At 71.5% G+C, this 18,043-nt stretch carries 17 protein-coding genes; 5 read left to right on the forward strand and 12 right to left on the reverse strand.

The window, feature by feature from the left end:
• The first annotated feature begins 1 nt into the window (after position 1).
• The 4 genes from H4J02_RS10830 (at position 2) to H4J02_RS10845 (ending at position 1,774) form a co-directional block, all read left to right on the forward strand.
• A complete protein-coding gene (locus tag H4J02_RS10830) occupies positions 2-625 on the forward strand; it encodes an alpha/beta family hydrolase (RefSeq protein ID WP_187674587.1) in 624 nt (207 codons plus the stop codon).
• 117 nt (positions 626-742) lie between these two features.
• Positions 743-1,165 carry a hypothetical protein gene (locus H4J02_RS10835; RefSeq protein ID WP_187674588.1) on the forward strand — a complete coding sequence of 141 codons (423 nt, stop codon included), beginning with the start codon at positions 743-745 and terminating at the stop codon, positions 1,163-1,165.
• A 2-nt stretch (positions 1,166-1,167) separates the two neighbouring features.
• Entirely contained in the window at positions 1,168-1,389 is a 222-nt protein-coding gene (locus H4J02_RS10840; protein ID WP_187674589.1) for an AbrB/MazE/SpoVT family DNA-binding domain-containing protein, read from the forward strand.
• The gene (locus H4J02_RS10845; protein WP_187674590.1) at positions 1,382-1,774 is read left to right on the forward strand and encodes a type II toxin-antitoxin system VapC family toxin; all 393 of its coding nucleotides are present in this window, start codon (positions 1,382-1,384) and stop codon (positions 1,772-1,774) included. The genes H4J02_RS10840 and H4J02_RS10845 overlap by 8 nt, the downstream gene beginning before the upstream one ends.
• Positions 1,775-1,777: 3 nt before the next feature.
• On the opposite strand, the gene H4J02_RS10850 is transcribed toward H4J02_RS10845, so the two are convergent.
• Positions 1,778-2,893 (reverse strand): branched-chain amino acid aminotransferase, encoded by a 1,116-nt coding sequence (locus tag H4J02_RS10850; RefSeq protein WP_187674591.1) that lies wholly within the window; start codon positions 2,891-2,893, stop codon positions 1,778-1,780.
• Between the two features lie 56 nt (positions 2,894-2,949).
• Positions 2,950-3,996: a 3-isopropylmalate dehydrogenase gene (locus H4J02_RS10855; protein ID WP_187674592.1), complete on the reverse strand. Its 1,047-nt coding sequence runs from the start codon at positions 3,994-3,996 to the stop codon at positions 2,950-2,952.
• A gap of 149 nt (positions 3,997-4,145) precedes the next feature.
• Between H4J02_RS10855 and H4J02_RS10860 the strand changes: the two genes are divergently transcribed.
• Positions 4,146-4,400, forward strand: coding sequence for a DUF6458 family protein (locus H4J02_RS10860; RefSeq protein ID WP_187674593.1), 255 nt, complete (start codon positions 4,146-4,148; stop codon positions 4,398-4,400).
• A gap of 111 nt (positions 4,401-4,511) precedes the next feature.
• Here the strand turns inward: H4J02_RS10860 and H4J02_RS10865 are convergent, their stop codons facing one another.
• The 10 genes from H4J02_RS10865 to ilvD form a co-directional block, all read right to left on the reverse strand.
• The gene (locus tag H4J02_RS10865; protein ID WP_187674594.1) at positions 4,512-5,783 is read right to left on the reverse strand and encodes a hypothetical protein; all 1,272 of its coding nucleotides are present in this window, start codon (positions 5,781-5,783) and stop codon (positions 4,512-4,514) included.
• 124 nt (positions 5,784-5,907) lie between these two features.
• The gene (gene serA / locus H4J02_RS10870) at positions 5,908-7,503 is read right to left on the reverse strand and encodes a phosphoglycerate dehydrogenase (RefSeq protein WP_187674595.1); all 1,596 of its coding nucleotides are present in this window, start codon (positions 7,501-7,503) and stop codon (positions 5,908-5,910) included.
• 211 nt (positions 7,504-7,714) lie between these two features.
• Positions 7,715-8,077: a hypothetical protein gene (locus H4J02_RS10875; protein ID WP_187674596.1), complete on the reverse strand. Its 363-nt coding sequence runs from the start codon at positions 8,075-8,077 to the stop codon at positions 7,715-7,717.
• Positions 8,074-8,556, reverse strand: a complete 483-nt coding sequence (locus H4J02_RS10880; RefSeq protein ID WP_187674597.1) for a hypothetical protein — start codon at positions 8,554-8,556, stop codon at positions 8,074-8,076. Before H4J02_RS10880 ends, H4J02_RS10875 begins: the two co-directional genes overlap by 4 nt.
• A gap of 52 nt (positions 8,557-8,608) precedes the next feature.
• Positions 8,609-9,745, reverse strand: coding sequence for a mannitol-1-phosphate 5-dehydrogenase (locus H4J02_RS10885; RefSeq protein ID WP_187674598.1), 1,137 nt, complete (start codon positions 9,743-9,745; stop codon positions 8,609-8,611).
• Between the two features lie 78 nt (positions 9,746-9,823).
• Entirely contained in the window at positions 9,824-12,625 is a 2,802-nt protein-coding gene (locus H4J02_RS10890; protein ID WP_187674599.1) for a LuxR family transcriptional regulator, read from the reverse strand.
• Between the two features lie 207 nt (positions 12,626-12,832).
• Positions 12,833-13,858 (reverse strand): ketol-acid reductoisomerase, encoded by a 1,026-nt coding sequence (gene ilvC / locus H4J02_RS10895; RefSeq protein ID WP_187674600.1) that lies wholly within the window; start codon positions 13,856-13,858, stop codon positions 12,833-12,835.
• 35 nt (positions 13,859-13,893) lie between these two features.
• Positions 13,894-14,403, reverse strand: a complete 510-nt coding sequence (gene ilvN, locus H4J02_RS10900) for an acetolactate synthase small subunit (protein ID WP_187674601.1) — start codon at positions 14,401-14,403, stop codon at positions 13,894-13,896.
• Between the two features lie 4 nt (positions 14,404-14,407).
• Positions 14,408-16,225, reverse strand: a complete 1,818-nt coding sequence (locus H4J02_RS10905; RefSeq protein ID WP_187674602.1) for an acetolactate synthase large subunit — start codon at positions 16,223-16,225, stop codon at positions 14,408-14,410.
• Between the two features lie 56 nt (positions 16,226-16,281).
• Positions 16,282-18,006 carry a dihydroxy-acid dehydratase gene (gene ilvD, locus H4J02_RS10910; RefSeq protein ID WP_187674603.1) on the reverse strand — a complete coding sequence of 575 codons (1,725 nt, stop codon included), beginning with the start codon at positions 18,004-18,006 and terminating at the stop codon, positions 16,282-16,284.
• Positions 18,007-18,043 lie beyond the last annotated feature (37 nt).

Below are 18,043 nucleotides of genomic sequence, written 5' to 3' on the forward strand. Positions count from 1 at the left end.
CGTGACGACACTCCTTTGGACCGGCCCCGCCGCCTCCGACCGCGTGCTCGTGCTCGCGCACGGCGCGGGGGCCCCCATGGACTCGCGGTGGATGGACGACATGAGCGACCTGCTCGGCGACCGCGGCATCCGGGTCGCGCGCTTCGAGTTCGCCTACATGGCGGCCCGGCGCGACGGTGCGCGCCGACCGAACCCGCGCGCCGAGGCGGTGCTCGACGAGTACCGCGCCGTCATCGATCAGGTGCGCACCGAGACGGATGCCGTGCCCGCGATCGGGGGCAAGTCGTTCGGCGGGCGCGTGGCGTCGATGATCGCCGACGAGGAGCACGCTGCCGGTCACATTCGCGGGCTCGTGTGCCTCGGCTACCCGTTCCACCCCATGGGCAAGCCCGAGCAGCTGCGCACCGCGCACCTCGCCGAGCTCGCGACGCCGGCGCTCATCTGCCAGGGAGAGCGCGACATCATGGGCTCGCGTGACGAGGTCGCCGGCTACACCCTCTCCCCCGCGATCGCGTTCTCCTGGGCGCCCGACGGCGACCACGACCTCAAGCCGCGCAAGGCATCCGGGCACACCCTGCCCGAGAACCTCGCGGCGGCGGCGGATGCGATCGCGGCGTTCGTGTAGCCGTTTCGACACCTCCGTCACCCCTCCCCCGAACCCTCAAGGCCGGTCTGTCCACAGTCGGGTCGTCGATGTCGGCTGACATCCGTACCGTCTCCCGCACACCGATCCGAGGGAGGAATGTTGAAAGTACTCGTAGCTACGCAAGACACCCAGGGGCAACGCGACGACGATTACAACTGGGCCGTCGAAGGAGAACTCGTCTGGGTGCAAAAACCCTGCGCGACGGATCTGCGGCGCATGCCGAATGCCTGCGGCTGCGGCCGTGGATTCGCCGGAGTCGCATCGCATCGGGCGACGTCGACCGCGAAGGTGGTCGAGAGCAGCCTCACGCTGATCGAGTACATCGCAGCGATCCGGACGACTCTGGCCGACGGCGGGTGGCCCCCGTCCTCGGCGGAGTCCATCGCCCAGGGTCTCGTGACGTTCGCCTCGGAATGGGCGGAGGGCAGCGTGCTTCAGCGCGACGTCTGGGTGTTCGAGGCACGCCGCGGGCGTCTCACCGACGGTGGTACCCTGCTCTCGTGGGTGGCACACATGTAGTGGTGGTGGGAACCAAGGGGCGGATGGTGATCCCTGCGGACATCCGATCTCGCCACGAGTGGGCCGAGGGCACGACGCTCCTGACGATCGACACCGACGACGGCGTGATCCTGATGGAGAGGCAGCACGCGTTGCGACTCATCCGGGAACAACTCGCCGGCCGCGACCCCGTCGCCGAGTTGATGCGCGAGCGCCGCCGGGACGCACAACGCGAAGATGAGTGAGCGCTACGTCTTCGATGCCTCCGCGCTTCTCGCCCTCCTGCAGGGCGAGGCGGGCGCTGAAACGGTCGAGCGACTGCTGGAATCCGGGGGCGTGTGCGGCGCGGCGAACTGGAGTGAGGTCGCGCAGAAGGTCTCTGCGGCCGGTGCAGACTGGGACATCGCCCGCGCCCTACTGCTGAGCTACCCGCTCGACGTCGAGCCGGTGACCGCGAGCGACGCCGAACACGCCGCCCGGCTCTGGAAACGCGGCTCGGGCCTCGCCCTCGGCGACCGACTCTGTCTCGCGCTGGCGCACAGACTCGGTGCCACCGCCGTCACCGCCGACGCGGCTTGGGGCGCTCGCGACCGCGTGCACCACATCCGACGGGTCGGCCGCCGGAACTGACCGTCAGGCGTCGAGGCGGTACAGCCAGCCGTGGCGGTCCTCGACGCGGCCGTACTGGATGCCCGTGAGCTCCTCGCGCAGCGACATCGCGAGGCGGTCGTCGCGCTCCGGCATGACGATGTCGCGCCCGTCGGGGGTCTTGATCTCGGCGATGGGCGTCACGACCGCGGCGGTGCCGCACGCGAACGCCTCCACGATGTCGCCCGAGGCGACGCCCTCGCGCCACTCCTCGTAGGCGATGTCGCGCTGCTCGATCGCGTGACCGCGGTCCTTCGCGAGCTGCAGGATGGAGTCGCGCGTGATGCCCTCGAGGATCGAGTCGGATGCCGGGGTGAGGAGGGTGCCGTCCTTGCGCACGAGCACGATGTTCATGCCGCCGAGCTCCTCGAGGTACTTGCCCTCCTGCGAGTCGAGGAAGAGCACCTGGGCGCATCCGTGCTCGTAGGCCTCCGCCTGCGGCAGGAGCGACGCGGCGTAGTTGCCGCCCGTCTTCGCGGCGCCCGTGCCGCCGAACGCGGCGCGCGCGTACGTCGTCGAGAGCCAGATCGACACAGGCGTCACGCCGCCCGTGAAGTAGGCGCCCGCGGGCGAGGCGATGAGGTAGTAGTTGATCTTCTTCGCGGGGCGCACGCCGAGGAACGCCTCCTTCGCGAACGCGAACGGGCGCAGGTAGAGGCTCGTCTCGTCCTGCGTCGGCACCCAGTCGCCGTCGACGGCGATGAGCTGCTTGAGCGAGTCGAGGAAGTACTCGGTCGGCAGCTCGGGCATCGCGAGGCGCTTCGCGGAGCGCTGCATGCGCGCGGCGTTCATCTCCGGGCGGAAGGTCCAGATGGAGCCGTCGGCGTGACGGTAGGCCTTGAGCCCCTCGAAGATCTCCTGCGCGTAGTGCAGCACGGCCGCGGCCGGGTCGAGCTGGATGGGGCCGTAGGGCTGCACGCGGGGACGGTGCCAGCCGCCACGCTCCGACCAGCAGATGTCGACCATGTGGTCGGTGAAGAACTGCCCGAAGCCGGGGTTCGCGAGGATCGCCTCGCGCTCCTCGGGGCTCTTCGCGTTCTCGTTGCGGGTCACCTGGAACTGCAGGTCCTGGTTGGCCATCGGCAGGAGGTTGAGGGTCATGGCTGGCTCGTCTTCTCGAAGGTCGTGAACTCTATTGTGCGCCTGCCGCCCGGGCGTCAGCCCAGTCGTGCGGCGATCGCGCTGCCGACCTCGGCGGTCGTGCGCGGGCTGGTTCCTCGCTCGGCGAGGTCGGCCCCCACTGCCTCCTCGACCCGGTGCGCCGCATCCGTGAGCCCGAGGTGGTCGAGCAGGAGAGCGGTCGACAGGATCGCGGCCGTGGGGTCGGCCTTCTGCTGCCCGGCGATGTCGGGTGCGGATCCGTGAACCGGCTCGAACATGCTGGGGAACGTGCCGTCGGGGTTGATGTTGCCCGAGGCCGCCAGTCCGATGCCGCCGCTGATGGCGCCGGCCAGATCGGTGAGGATGTCGCCGAAGAGATTGTCGGTGACGATGACGTCGAACCTACCAGGGTCGGTGACCATGTGGATGGTCGCGGCGTCGACGTGCTGGTAGTTCCACGCCACGTCCGGATGATTGGCCGCCTCCGCCTCGACGAGTCGCGTCCACAGGCCGCCGGCGTGGGTGAGCACGTTGGTCTTGTGCACGAGCGTCACCTGCTTGCGGCGGCGCTCGGCGAGCTCGAACGCGTAGCGCACGACCCGCTCGATGCCGTAGGCGGTGTTGACGCTCACCTCGTTGGCGATCTCGTGGGGGGTGCCCTTCCGGATGCTGCCGCCGTTGCCGACGTACGGCCCCTCGGTGCCCTCCCGCACGACGACGAAGTCGACCTGGCCGGGGTTCGCGAGCGGGCTCGCGACCGTCGGGTAGAGCACCGTGGGGCGGAGGTTGACGTAGTGGTCGAACGCGAACCGCAGCTTGAGCAGCAGGCCGCGCTCGATGATCCCGCCCGCGAGGCGGGCGTCGCGGGGGTCGCCGCCGACGGCGCCGAGCAGGATCGCGTCGTGCTGCGCGAGGGATGCGAGGTCGGCGTCGTCGAGGATGTTGCCGGTCTCGAGGTAGTGCGCCGCGCTGAACGGGTACGCGGTGACGGCGAGCTGAGCCTCCCCGGCGACCGCGGCATCCAGCACCTTCACCGCCTCGGCGATCACTTCGGGTCCGATTCCGTCTCCCGCGATCACGGCGAGGTCGATGGTGCGCGTCATGCGTTCAGATTATCGGGCCGCGCAGGCGCCGCCGTGCGCGCGTATAGCGCTCCGGGGGCCGCCGAGTCAACGGGCTGTCCGCATCCGGTCGCGAACCCTAATTTCGTACCCAAGCCCCCCACGAGGGGACCGGAAACTAGGAGGCCACCATGAGCATCGGGCTCGGCATCTTCCTCTTCGTCGTCGGAGCGATTCTGACGTTCGCACTGAACGTGCAGACGGACGTGATCGACCTCGACCTCGTCGGCTACCTGCTCATGGGAGCAGGACTCGTCGTCACCATCATCGGACTCGTGCTCCTCATGCGGAAGCGTCAGTCCATCACCACCGTCCGGTCGGACGTCGACCCCGCTACGGGAACGCGGGTCGACCAGCGTGCGACCGAGACCGACCCGCTGCCGTAACCGCAGCTCGGGGTCCCAAGCGGCACGTGCCTTTCGGGTGGGCACGTGCCGCTTTCTCGTGTGCCGCAGCCCGGCCGCCCCGGTGCGGGGGTGGGGAGCCGGGCCGCGGGGTCAGAGGTGCGCGCCGCGGCGGCGGCGGGACGCGATGACGCCGACCAGGCCGAGCAGCAGGAGCACGATCCCGATCGCGAGCTGCAGGATCAGCTCGGCCTCCGCGACGCCCGTGGCCGCGAGGAGCGCGGCGACGGTGACGCCCGCGACGTGGGCCACCACGTTGCCGGACTCGTCGAGCAGGGCGATCGTGTGCACGCCGCCCGGCAGGGAGGCGGGCACCGTGAAGGTGGCCGCGCCCGTGGGTCCGACCCACACCCAGCCCACCGGCGTGGGCTCGGAGTAGAAGGTCACGAAGACCCACTGGTTCGCGAACGCGGCGCCCAGCTGCAGGGTGATCGTGCGGTCGTCGCCCGCCGTGCCGCTCTGGACGGTGGATGCCGGCAGCGCCTGCCCGGACGCGGCGATCGCGTCCTCCGCGGAGGGCGGCGGGGTGGGCTGCGTCGTCGGCGGCTCGGCCGCCGAGGGGGCGTCGAGCACGATCGCGAGCATGAGGGTGCCGTACTCCGCCCACCCGGTGTCGGCGCGGAAGACGCCGGTGGGACCGGTGCTCTCGTAGTTGCCGGCGACGGAGGAGTTCAGGTAGACGCCGTGGACGTCCGCATCCGACCCGACGGTCACGGTGCCCTCGAGCGCCACGTTGAGCGCGTCGTACGGCCCCGTCGTGGCGAGCGGGTGGGCTCCGCCGTTGCGCGTGTCGAAGGCGATGCCCACGATGACCTCACCCGGCAGCGTCACGGCACCCGAGAAGTCGAAGCTGTGGGTGAACAGCACCCCGCTCACGCACGCCGAACCGTCGAACCACTTCTTCCCATCGCAGTTCACCGTGTCGCCGCTCGGGCGGTAGGGGGCGACGATCGTCTCGGTGGAGCTCGCGAGGGGCGCGCCCACCGCGCCGTCGGCGCCGACGGCGTAGAGGGTGACGGTCACCGGATGCGTGAAGGTGGCCCCGGGGGTCGTGGCGCAGTCTCCCGTGTTCCAGGCACCCGTCTCGCAGGCCCAACTCGAGAAGCCGACCTGCACCCGTGCGAGGGCGCCGGTGGCGCTGCCGAGCACCACCCGGTCGCCGAACTCGCTCGTGCGGGTGGCGGAGTAGCCCAGGCTCCCGACGTTGCTGGGCAGCGTCGCCGGGATCGCGTCGTAGGCGACCGAGTCCGCGGCTCCCGCGGCAGGCGCCGCAGCCGACTGGGCGGCCGCGATCGTGGCGATCGACAGCAACGCGACGAGCGCGAGCGCGAGTGCGCGGATGGCGCGCGGCATGGTGATGGACATGTCTTTTCCTCCGGTTCGGGCGCCGCCACGCTACCGGGGGACGGAGCGGACACGCCCGGGGTACACCACGATCACCCCCTGACGGGGGCGGACCGCCCGAGACACCCCCGCACGGGGTACCGGATCAGATGTCGACGATGTCGATCTCGCGCACCTCGGCGGCGTCGATGGCGGTGCGCACGCGCTCGAGCACGTCGTCCGGGACGGGCGAGTCGACCGTGATTATCGACAGCGCCTGGCCGCCCGCGCTGCGGCGGGCGATCTGCATGCCCGCGATGTTGATGCCCGCGTCGCCGAACTCCTTGCCGTAGACGGCGACGATGCCCGGACGGTCGGTGTAGAACATCACGATGTGGTGCTCGTCGATCGGCACCTCGATGTCGTAGCCGTTGAGCCCGATGAGCTTCTCGGCCATCTTCGTGCCGGCGAGCGTGCCCGCGACCTCGACGGACGTGCCGTCGGACAGCACGCCGCGCAGCGTCGTCGTGTTGCGGTAGTCCTTGCTCTCCTCGGAGACGTTGAGGCTCGAGGCGATGCCGCGCTGCTCGGCGAGGAGCGGCGCGTTGACGTACGACACGTTCTCGGTGACGAGGTTCGTGAAGTAGCCCTTGAGCGCGGCGAGACGGTAGACGCTCACGTCGTAGGCGGCGAGCTCACCGCGCACGTCGACCTCGAGGTCGGTGAGGGCGCCGTGACCCGCGACGGCCGCGAGCACCTGGCCGAGCTTCTCGACGAGAGCGATGCCGGGGCGCACGAACGGGTCGATGACGCCGCCGGCGACGTTCACCGCATCCGGCACGAGCTCGCCCTCGAGGGCGAGGCGCACGCTGCGGGCGACCGAGACGCCGGCTTTCTCCTGCGCCTCGTCGGTCGAGGCGCCGAGGTGCGGCGTGACGACGACGTTGGGCAGCGAGAGCAGCTTCTTGTCGACGGGCGGCTCGGCGTTGAACACGTCGAGGCCGGCACCCGCGATGTCGCCCGCGGTGAGGGCGTCGTAGAGCGCGTCCTCGTCGATGAGGCCGCCGCGCGCGACGTTGACGATGTAGGCGGTCTTCTTCATCTTCTGCAGCTGCGGCGCCGCGATCATGCCGGTCGTCTCGGGCGTCTTCGGCATGTGGATGGAGATGAAGTCGGACTGCTCGAGCAGCTCGTCGAGCGTCACCAGGCGCACGCCGAGCTGCTGGGCGCGGGCGGGCGACACGTAGGGGTCGTACGCGACGACCTCGACGCCGAACGCCTGCAGACGCGCTGTGATGAGCGCGCCGATGCGGCCGAGGCCGATGATGCCGACGGTCTTCTCGTAGAGCTCGGTGCCGGTGTACTTCGAGCGCTTCCACTCCCCCGCGGCGAGGCTCGCGTGCGCTGCCGGGATGTGCCGGGCGAGGCTCAGGATGTGGCCGATCGTGAGCTCGGCGGCGCTGATGATGTTGGAGGTCGGCGCGTTGACGACCATGACGCCCGCCTCGGTGGCGGCCTTGATGTCGACGTTGTCGAGGCCCACGCCGGCGCGGGCGACGACCTTGAGCGCGGGGGCCGCGGCGAGCGCCTCCGCGTCGATCTGCGTCGCCGAGCGGATGAGCACCGCGCTCGCGTCGGCGAGCGCCGCGAGGAGCGCGGGCCGGTCGGTGCCGTCGACATCGCGGATGTCGAAGTCGGGGCCGAGCGCCTCGACGGTGGCGGGCGAGAGTTGTTCGGCGATCAGGACGATCGGCTTTGCCACGGAAGTTCCTTTGCGGGGACTGCGGCTCCAGGCCGCGGAGAGGGGATGCCACGGCGCGCGCGGGCGCGGCACAGTCAGCGTACCGGACGCCGCATGCCCGTTTCGGCGCGTGACCTGCGCCATAGTTCCCGTTCCGCGCGTTTGTTCCCGAAGGAACGGGTGCAAACGCGCGGAACGGGAACTCGGCTGGGCGGGAGCGCCAGCGGGAGGGTCAGCCGAGCACGTAGAGGCTCAGCGCGGCGGCGGCGGTCGTGGCGAGGCCCGCCGCGAAGACGACGACGCGCGCGCTCAGCGAGCGGCCTCGCCCGAGCAGCAGCGCCGCGAGGTACGCGACAAGGGGCACGGCGACCCCCGCGACGAGCGTCGCCCACGGGATGTACTCCGCGAACCCCTGCGCCGAATAGAGCGCGGGCAGCGCGATGAGGTTGCTCGCCGCGGCGAACAGGAACCAGCCGTAGAGCGCCGCGAAGATCACGGCGACGCCGATCGCCCAGCCGAGGGGCACGGATGCGGCGGGCGCCCCGGTCGCATCTGCCCCGTTCACGTGCTCGTCCTTCATGTCCTGCTCGCTCACTGCATGCTCCCGATCCAGTAGCCGAGGGCGGGCCACGGCACGAGCACGAGGGCCCCGACGAGGAGGGACAGCATCCGCTTGGGCCCGCGACGGCGCACCCCCTCGGGCGTAAGGGTCAGCACGGCCGCGAACCACAGCGCCGCGGCGACCATCGCGAGGAACTCGCCGAGCTGCCACATGACCTCGCCGAGCAGGTCGAGTCCCGGGTAGAACATGAGCTGCACCGAGAAGATCCAGCCGATCGAGATCGCGAGGTACACAGCACCGAAGGCGTAGGTGCCGAGCTGGAACGCCCGCTCGGCGGGCGTGCGCGGCACGACGGGGGCCTCCTCGAGGGGCGCGTCGTCCGCGCCGGCGGGGGCGGCATCCGTCTCGTCGCGCAGGCGCGGCGTCATGCGTCCGCGGTCGTCGTCGCCCGCCCAGCTGAGGGCGTCGTCGTCGTCCGTCTCGTCGACGGGCTCGGGGTCGCGCGGGGTCACCCGTCCATCCTCCCCCATGGAGGCTGAGCCGAAGACCCGCTCTCGCCGCGCCTCAGGATTCGAGGCGCAGCCGGAACACCTCGGTGAGCTGCGCGTGCAGCGGATGCGCGGGCTCGATCCCGCAGAGCTCGGTCGCGAGGTCGCCCGGGGCGGCACCGGATGCGAGACGCGCCTGCAGCTCGACGGCCTCCGGGTCGTCGGCGGGGTCGAAGCGCAGGGCGGCGCCGACGGCCGTGAGCAGGTTCCAGGCGGGCTCGCCGCGTTCGGCGAGCTGCGCCGCGGGGTCGATGAAGCGCTCGTGCCGGCCGAGCTTGCGCAGCGGCGCGCGGCCCACGCGGGCGCACGAGTCGGGCAGCTCGGGGTTCGTGATGCGCGTGAGCGTCGTGTCGACGTAGCGGGCCTGCTCCTCTTCGGAGAAGCCGTGCTTCGCGATGAGCAGGGCGCTCGTCTCGGCGAGCACGGCGCGCACCTCGGCGAGCACCTCGGGCACCTCGAGCGCCTCCGCGATCGTCGCGATGTCGCGCTGGTAGCCGAGGTAGGCGGTCGCCGCGTGGCCCGTGTTGACGGTGAAGAGCTTGCGCTCGATGTAGGGCTCGAGGTCGTCGACCCAGTGCACGCCCGCGAGCTCGGGCTCGTCGCCGCCGAACGGGGTGCGGTCGACGGCCCACTCCCAGAACGCCTCGAGCGTCACGTCGAGGCCCCCGCGCTGCTCGGGCACGATGCGGTCGATCGCGCAGTTCGCCCAGATCGCGCGGTCCATGTCGCCGCCGAGCTCGCGCACGGCGGCCGCGAGGATGTCGGTGCCGCCGATCGCGTTCTCGCACGCGATGACGATGAGGGGCTTCGCGTCGGCGGCACGCTGCGCGAGGCCCTGCACGATGAGCGGGGCGACGAACTGCAGGATGCGCGCGCCCACGGCGGTCGTGACGATGTCGGCCCGCGCGATCTCGGCGGCCACGTCATCCGGATGCTCGCGCGAGTCGATCGCGCGGTAGCCGTCGATCACGAGCTCGCGGGCCCCCTCGCCCACCTCGTGCACGCGGTAGCTCGGCTCGCGCTGGAGCGCGCCGATGAGCTCCTCGCTCACGTCGGCGAACACGACCTCGTATCCGCTCTCCCGAAGGAACGGGGCCACGAACCCGCGCCCGATGTTGCCCGCCCCGAAGTGCACCGCCGTCGTCGCCGTCATGCCCCCATTCAAGCGGCCCGCCTCGACCCCGGCCAGCCCCGCTGCTTCCGCTCCCCCCGGAACCCCGAGTCGGCGCGCTCAGCCCGCGAGCGTGCTCTCGGGCGCGGATGCGGCGGTCGCCCCCGCCGGCGCCGCCGGCTCGTCGGACTCCGCGCCGAGGATCGCCGCGAGCTCCCCGCGCGAGCGGATGCCGAGCTTGCGGAACACGTTCGCGAGGTGGAACTCGACCGTCTTGACCGTCACGAACTGAGCGCGCGCGATCTCGCGGTTGCGGTCGCCGCGCGCCGCCGCCTCCGCGATGCGGAACTCGGACGGACTGAGGAGCCCCACGCGCTCGTCGGGCGGCAGGATCTCGCCGGGCGCCGTCACGCGCGAGATGAGCGAGCGTGCCTGCACCGCGAGGGGGCGCGCGCCCTCGCGCGTCGCGTACTGGTGCGCCTCGCGCGCGTGCCGCCGGGCCGCCTCCCGCTGGCCGCGCGCGAGCAGCACCTCGGCGAGCCCCAGGTGCGCCTCGGCCGCCTCGTGGTGGCGCGCGTCGACGAGGTCGAGCGCGTGCCGGTAGAACCGCTCGGCCGCCTCGACGTCGTCCTCGAGACGAGCGGATGCGATGAAGAGCGCCGCGCGCCCGTGCGCCGGCACCCCAGGCGGTGTCGTCGCGACCGCCTCCTGCATGACCTCGCGCGCCCGCGCCCGGTCGCCCGTCGCGGCGTACGCGTCGGCGAGCGGCATCCGCCAGTCCTCCCCGAGGATCGGCAGCATGCTCTCGCGCGACGCGAACTCCCGCTCGGCGAAGGCGATCGCGCCGCGCGGGTCCTCGACCGCGACGAGGTGCAGGAGGCGCGCGCCGAGGCTCAGCGCCGCGAACATCTCCGGCTGGGGGCCGCCGTCGAGCCGCGCGACCTCGCCCGCCGCATCCGTGTCGCCCGCCCGCAGGTAGCCCTTCACGAGGTAGTACTGCAGCGAGGGGAAGAAGGTGCGCCAGCCGAGCTCGAAGGTGCCGCGCGCCGCCTCGAGGTCGGCGAGGCCCGAGCGCAGCCGCCCGTAGGCGATGCGCAGGGCGCCGCGCGAGTAGCTCGCCGTGCCGAAGCCCTGCACGCTGCCCGAGTCGCGCGCGTCGGCGATCGCCGCCGAGAGCCACTGCTCGCACTCGTCGTAGAGGCCGTGGATGTTGAGCGCGCCCGAGAGCACGTAGCTGAGCGGATCGTCGGCCGCGCCGGGCGGGAAGGCGCCCGCACCGTAGGCCCGCAGCGCGTGGCCGTCGCCGCCGCCCGCCCCCGACAGGCCGGATGCGAGCGCGACGACGGCGTAGACGGCGCGGTCGGCGTCGGTGTCGAGACGCGGGTCCTGATCGGCGAGCTGCGCGATCTCGGCGAGGAGGGCGCCCATCGGCTCGCCCGTGAACGCGAGCTCGTTCGTCGCGATCTTCGCGAGCACGAGGCGGCGCTCGGCGTCCGTCACCTCGGGGCCCGCCGCGATCGCCGAGCGGGCAGCCGCGTAGCCCTCGCCCGCCGTCGCGAAGTCGCTCGTCATGTAGGCGGCGTCGCCGAGCTCGAGGAAGCGCTCGGCGCGGAGCCGCGGATCGGATGCGTCGCGCGCCGCCGCGCGGATGAGGGCGAGCCCGGCATCCGACTCCCCCGCCATGACACGTGCACGGCCCTCGTCGAACGCCCACTGCGTCGCGGCGCTCGCGGTGAGCGCGCCTTCGGCGCGAGCGCGGGCGAAGAGACGGGCGGCGGTCGCCGGGGTGCCGGCATCGAGGGCGAGGCGCGCCGCGTCAGCGAGGGCGGAGGCGCGGCGGGCGTCGCCGCTCGGCGCCGTCTGCGCCTCGTGCACGGCGACCGCCGGGAGCGGCGCGCCCGCGAGCCGCAGGGCGTCGGCGACACGGCCGTGCAGCTGCGCGCGCCGCTCCGGCGTCAGCTGCGCGAGCACGCCCTCGACGACGATCGGATGCGCGGGCACGACGAGCTCGCCGCGTCGCTCGACGAGGCCCACGGCGTCGAGGTGCGGGAGGAGCTCGGCGAGACGTGCGTCGGCGACGCCCGCGGCATCCGCCACGACCCCCGGCACGATGCCCTCCGCGACCACCGCCGCCGTCTCGACGACGGTGCGGGCGTCTGGCGCGAGGGCCGCGAGCCGCTCGCGCAGCCCCGCGTGCACGCGCGACGGGTCGGCGTCGAGGCCGCGATCGAGCAGCTCGCGCACGTAGAAGGGCACACCGCCGCTCGCCTCGTGCACGACGCGCGGGTCGGCATCCGTGCCCGCACTCAGCTCGCCGACCGCCGCGAGCGAGAGGGCGGCCGGCTCGAGGAGCGTCGTGCGGGGCGCCGCGAGGAGCGCCGAGAACGCGACGTCGGCGTCGAGCGCGGGGTCGGGGCGCGTCGCCACGAGCAGGAGGACGCGGTCGGAGATGAGGCGGGCCGCGACCGTCGTGAGCAGGCGGCGGCTGCCCTCGTCGGCCCACTGCAGGTCGTCGATGACGAGCGCGAGCGGTGCCGTCTCGTCGAGCTCGCTGATCGCCCACTGCGCCGCATACGCGAGGGCGACCGGCTCGGCGGCCTGCTCGCCGCGCAGCACCTCGCGCAGGAGCGCGGCGGGGCCGTCGAAGACGGGCGAGACGGCGGCGTCGTGCGCCTCCGCGCCGAACCACTCCCACAGCAGACCGTGCGAGGTCTGCGGGCTCACGACCGTGAAGGTCGCCCGGCGCACCGCGAAGCCGCGCGCGGTCGCGCGGGCCACGGCGTCCGCGAGGAGCGACGACTTGCCGATGCCGGGCTCGCCCCGCACGACGACCGTGCGCGTCGAGCCGGTCTCCGCCGCCAGGAGCGCGACGTCGATCGCCGCGAGCTCGGCGGCGCGTTCGAGGAGAGGACGGTCGGGCACGGTGACGGAGGTGGTGGAGGTGTGGAGGTGGTGGAGGTGGTGGAGGTGATCCGCCGCCCGGCCGGACGGCGATGCCCCATTGCACTCCCCGAGCGCACCTCAGCACAAGCCCCCCGTCTGGCGGCCGCGCGGCGGGGGAAACGACACGAGGGCGGGGGTCGTTTCCCCCGCCCTCGTGTCACGGCTCCAGCCGCGCCATGGTCACGCTCAGCGCGCGGCGCTGCCCTCGGTGTAGTCGGAGTCCTGCTGCTTCCACGCGAAGAGGGCGCGCAGCTCGCGGCCCGTCGTCTCGATCGGGTGCTGCGCCTCCTTCTCGCGGAGCTCGAGGAACTCCTGCGCGCCGTTGTCCTGGTCGGCGATGAAGCGCTTCGCGAACGCGCCCGACTGGATGTCGGCGAGCACGCCCTGCATGTTCTCCTTCACGCGCGGGTCGATGACGCGCGGGCCCGAGACGTAGTCGCCGTACTCGGCCGTGTCGGAGATCGACCAGCGCTGCTTGGCGATGCCGCCCTCCCACATGAGGTCGACGATGAGCTTGAGCTCGTGCAGCACCTCGAAGTACGCGATCTCGGGCTGGTAGCCCGCCTCGGTGAGGGTCTCGAAGCCGTACTGCACGAGGTGGCTCATGCCACCGCAGAGCACGGCTTGCTCGCCGAACAGGTCGGTCTCGGTCTCCTCGGTGAAGGTCGTCTTGATGACGCCCGCACGCGTGCCGCCGATCGCCTTGGCGTACGACTTCGCGGTCTCCCACGCGCTGCCCGAGGCGTCCACCTCGACCGCGATGATGTCCGGGATGCCGCGGCCCGCGACGTACTCGCGGCGCACGGTGTGACCCGGGGCCTTCGGCGCGACGAGGATGACGTCGACGCCCTCGGGGGCCTCGATGTAGCCGAAGCGGATGTTGAAACCGTGCGCGAAGGCGAGCGTCTTGCCCGCGGCGAGGCGCGGCTTGATCTCGTCGTTGTAGATGCCCCGCTGGTGCTGGTCCGGCGCGAGGATCATGATGAGATCGGCCCACTCGGTCGCGTCGGCGACCGACTTGACCTCGAAGCCGTCCTCCTGCGCCTTGGGCGCGGACTTCGAGCCCTCCTTGAGCGCGATGACGACCTCGACGCCCGAGTCGCGGAGGTTCTGGGCGTGCGCGTGGCCCTGCGAGCCGTAGCCCACGATCGCCACCTTCTTGCCCTGGATGATCGACAGGTCGGCGTCCTGGTCGTAGAAGATCTCAGCCATATTCGTTCCTTAGCTTTCCGTTGGTAAGTCGGTTGTCAATTCTTGTAGACGCGTTCGGTGATGCTCTTGCCGCCGCGGCCGATCGCGAGGAGGCCCGACTGGGCGATCTCGCGGATGCCGTAGGGCTCGAGCACGCGCAGGAGCGCCTGCACCTTGCCCGAGTCGCCCGTCACCTCGATGACGAGCGCGTCCGGCGACACGTCGACGACGCGCGCGCGGAACAGGTTCACGGCCTCGAGGATCTGGCTGCGGGTCGTGTTGTCGACGCGCACCTTGATGAGCAGGTGCTCGCGCTGCACGGACGCATCCGGGTCGAGCTCCACGATCTTGATGACGTTGACGAGCTTGTTGAGCTGCTTCGTGACCTGCTCGAGCGGCAGCTCCTCGACGTCGACGACGACCGTGATGCGGCTGAGGCCGTCGATCTCGGTCGGGCCGACCGCGAGCGAGTTGATGTTGAAGCCGCGGCGGGCGAAGAGCCCCGCGACGCGGGTCAGCAGACCGGGCTTGTCCTCGACGAGGAGGGAGAGCACGTGATGCGACATGTTCTTACTCCTCTTCCCACGCGGGCGCGTGGTCGCGTGCGTACTGGACCTGCGAGTTGCCGACGCCCTGCGGCACCATCGGCCACACCATGGCGTCGCGGCTCACGACGAAGTCGATGACGACCGGACGGTCGTTCGTCTCGATCGCGAGCTTGATGGCGTCGTCGATCTCCTCCTTCTTCGTGACGCGGATGCCGAGGGCGCCGTACGCCTCGGCGAGCTTCACGAAGTCGGGCACCATGCGGGTCGTGTTCTTCCCGTCGAGCGCGCCCGTGTTGAGGTCGGTGAACGAGTGGCGTCCGTCGTAGAAGAGGGTCTGCCACTGGCGCACCATGCCGAGGGAGGAGTTGTTGATGATCGCGACCTTGATCGGGATGTCGTTGATCGTGCAGGTCGCGAGCTCCTGATTGGTCATCTGGAAGCATCCGTCGCCGTCGATCGCCCACACGAGGCGCTCCGGCTCGGCGACCTTGGCGCCCATCGCCGCGGGGACCGCGTAGCCCATCGTGCCCGCGCCGCCCGAGTTGAGGAACGCGTGCGGGCGCTCGTAGCCGATGAACTGCGCAGCCCACATCTGGTGCTGGCCGACGCCCGCGGCGAAGACCGCCTCGGGGCCCGACAGCTCGCCGATGCGCTGGATGACGTACTGGGGCGAGAGGAGGCCGTCGTCGGGCTCGGTGTAGCCGAGCGGGTAGTTGGCGCGCAGCTGGTCGAGGCGCGTCCACCACTCGGCGAGCTCGGGCCGCTGCGCGTTCTGCGAGAACGCGTCGATGAGGTCGAGGATGACCTCGCGCGCGTCGCCCACGATCGGCACGTCGGCCTGGCGGATCTTGCCGATCTCGGCGGGGTCGATGTCGACGTGCACGATCTTCGCGTCGGGCGCGAAGTCCGACACCTTGCCCGTAACGCGGTCGTCGAAGCGGGCGCCGAGCGACACGATGAGGTCGGACTCCTGCAGGGCGAGCACGGCGGGCACCGAGCCGTGCATGCCGGGCATGCCGAGGTGCTGCGTGTGGGAGTCGGGGAACGCGCCGCGCGCCATGAGGGTCGTGACGACGGGGGCACCCGTGAGCTCGGCGAGGGCGAGGAGCTCCTTCGACGCCCCCGAACGGACGACGCCGCCGCCGACGTAGAGCACGGGCCGGCTCGAGCTCGCGAGCAGCTCGGCGGCCGACAGGATCTGCTTGCCGTGCGCCTTCGTGACCGGGCGGTAGCCCGGCAGCTCGACCTTCGGCGGCCAGATGAACGGCGCCGACTTCTGCTGCGCGTCCTTCGTGATGTCGACGAGCACGGGGCCGGGGCGGCCCGTCGTGGCGATGTGGTACGCCGCAGCGAGCGTCGCCGGCACGTCGGCCGGGTCGGTCACGAGGAACGAGTGCTTCGTGATGGGCATCGTGATGCCCGTGATGTCGACCTCCTGGAACGCGTCGGTGCCCATCGAGGTCGAGAAGACCTGGCCCGTGATCGCGAGGAGCGGGACGGAGTCCATGTGCGCATCCGCGATCGCCGTCACGAGGTTCGTGGCGCCGGGGCCCGAGGTCGCGATGCAGACGCCGATACGACCCGACGCGGCCGCGTAGCCCTCGGCCGCGTGGCCGCCGCCCTGCTCGTGGCGGACCAGGATGTGGCGGATCGCGGTCGAGGCCATGAGCTCGTCGTAGAACGGCATGATGGCGCCGCCCGGGATGCCGAAGACGTCGGTGACGCCGAGCTTCTCGAGGCTCGCGAGCACCTGGCCGGAGCCGGTGAGGATGGGCGGCGCCTCGCGCTTGGCGGGCGCAGGGGCCGGCGCGTCGGGCGCCGGTGATGCGGACGCGGTCATGAAGTAGTCCTTCGTGTGAGATGAGTGCGGAGCCGGCCGGGGGCCGGAGCGCGAGATCATCCCGTGACGGCGCCCTCTGCAGCGGAGCGCACGAGACGGGAGTACTTCGCGAGAACGCCACGGGTATAGCGCGGAGGAAGCGGCGCCCAGCCTTCACGGCGGGCTGCCAGCTCGGCCGGATCGACGAGTAGGTCGATTGACCGGGCTGCGATATCGACCCGTATCAGATCACCATCACGCACGAAGGCGATGGGACCTGCGTCCACTGCCTCGGGAGCGATGTGGCCGATGCACAGGCCGGTTGTGCCGCCTGAGAATCGTCCGTCGGTCAATAGTAGGACATCTTTTCCGAGCCCCGCTCCCTTGATGGCGGCGGTGATGGCGAGCATCTCGCGCATCCCGGGCCCGCCCTTGGGGCCCTCGTAGCGGATGACGACGACGTCGCCCTTCTGGATCTCGCCGTTCGTGAGCGCGTCCATCGCGGCACGCTCGCGGTCGAAGACGCGCGCGGGCCCCTCGAAGGTGGCCGCGTCGAAGCCCGCCGTCTTGACGACCGCACCCTCGGGCGCCATCGTGCCGTGCAGGATCGTGAGGCCGCCGGTCTCGTGGATGGGGTTCTCGAGCGTGCGCAGCACCTCGCCGTCGAGCGGCGGGATGGGACCGATGTCGGCGAGGTTCTCGGCGAGCGTCTTGCCCGTGACGGTGAGCGCGTCGCCGTGCATGAGACCCGCATCGAGCAGGGCCTTCATGAGCACGGGCAGGCCGCCGCGGCGGTCGACGTCGTTCATGACGTACTTGCCGAACGGCTTGAGGTCGCCGATGTGCGGCACCTTCGAGCCGATGCGGTTGAAGTCGTCGAGCGTCAGCTCGACCTCGGCCTCGTGAGCGATCGCGAGCAGGTGCAGCACGATGTTGGTCGAGCCGCCGAGCGCCATGCCGACCGCGATGGCGTTCTCGAAGGCCTTCTTGGTGAGGATCTGGCGCGCCGTGATGCCCTTGCGCAGCAGCTCGACGACGGCCTCGCCCGAGCGGTGGGCGTAGTAGTCGCGGCGGCGGTCGTAGCTGGGCGGCGATGCCGAACCCGGAATGGAGAGGCCGAGGGCCTCGGCGACCGAAGCCATCGTGTTGGCGGTGTACATGCCGCCGCAGGCACCCTCGCCGGGCGCGAAGGCGCACTCGATGGCGTGCGCATCCGCCTCCGACATGATCCCGGCCTTGACGCCGCCGACCGCCTCGAAGGAGTCGATGATCGTGATGTCCTTCTCGGTGCCGTCCGAGAGGCGCACCCAGCCGGGCGCGATCGAGCCCGCGTAGAGGAACACGGATGCGAGATCGAGTCGCGCCGCCGCCATGAGCATGCCGGGGATCGACTTGTCGCAGCCCGCGAGCAGCACCGAGCCGTCGAGGCGCTCCGCCTGCATGACCGTCTCGACGCTGTCGGCGATGACCTCGCGCGAGACGAGCGAGAAGTGCATGCCCTCGTGGCCCATCGAGATACCGTCCGAGACGGAGACGGTGCCGAACTGCAGCGGGTAGCCGCCGCCCGCGTGCACGCCCTCCTTGGCGGCCTGCGCGAGGCGCGCGAGGCTCAGGTTGCACGGCGTGATCTCGTTCCACGAGCTCGCGATGCCGATCTGCGACTTGTTCCAGTCGGCGTCGCCCATGCCGACCGCGCGGAGCATGCCGCGGGAGGTCGTTGCCTCGATGCCGTCGGTGACGGTGCGAGAGCGGGGCTTGTGGTCGACGGGCGCAGAGGTACCCGGGGAGTTGCTGTCCGGCATGGGATCGAGGTTACTCCGACGCGCATGCCCTCGTCGG

The organism is Protaetiibacter sp. SSC-01, assembly GCF_014483895.1.
GTDB lineage: Bacteria > Actinomycetota > Actinomycetes > Actinomycetales > Microbacteriaceae > Homoserinibacter.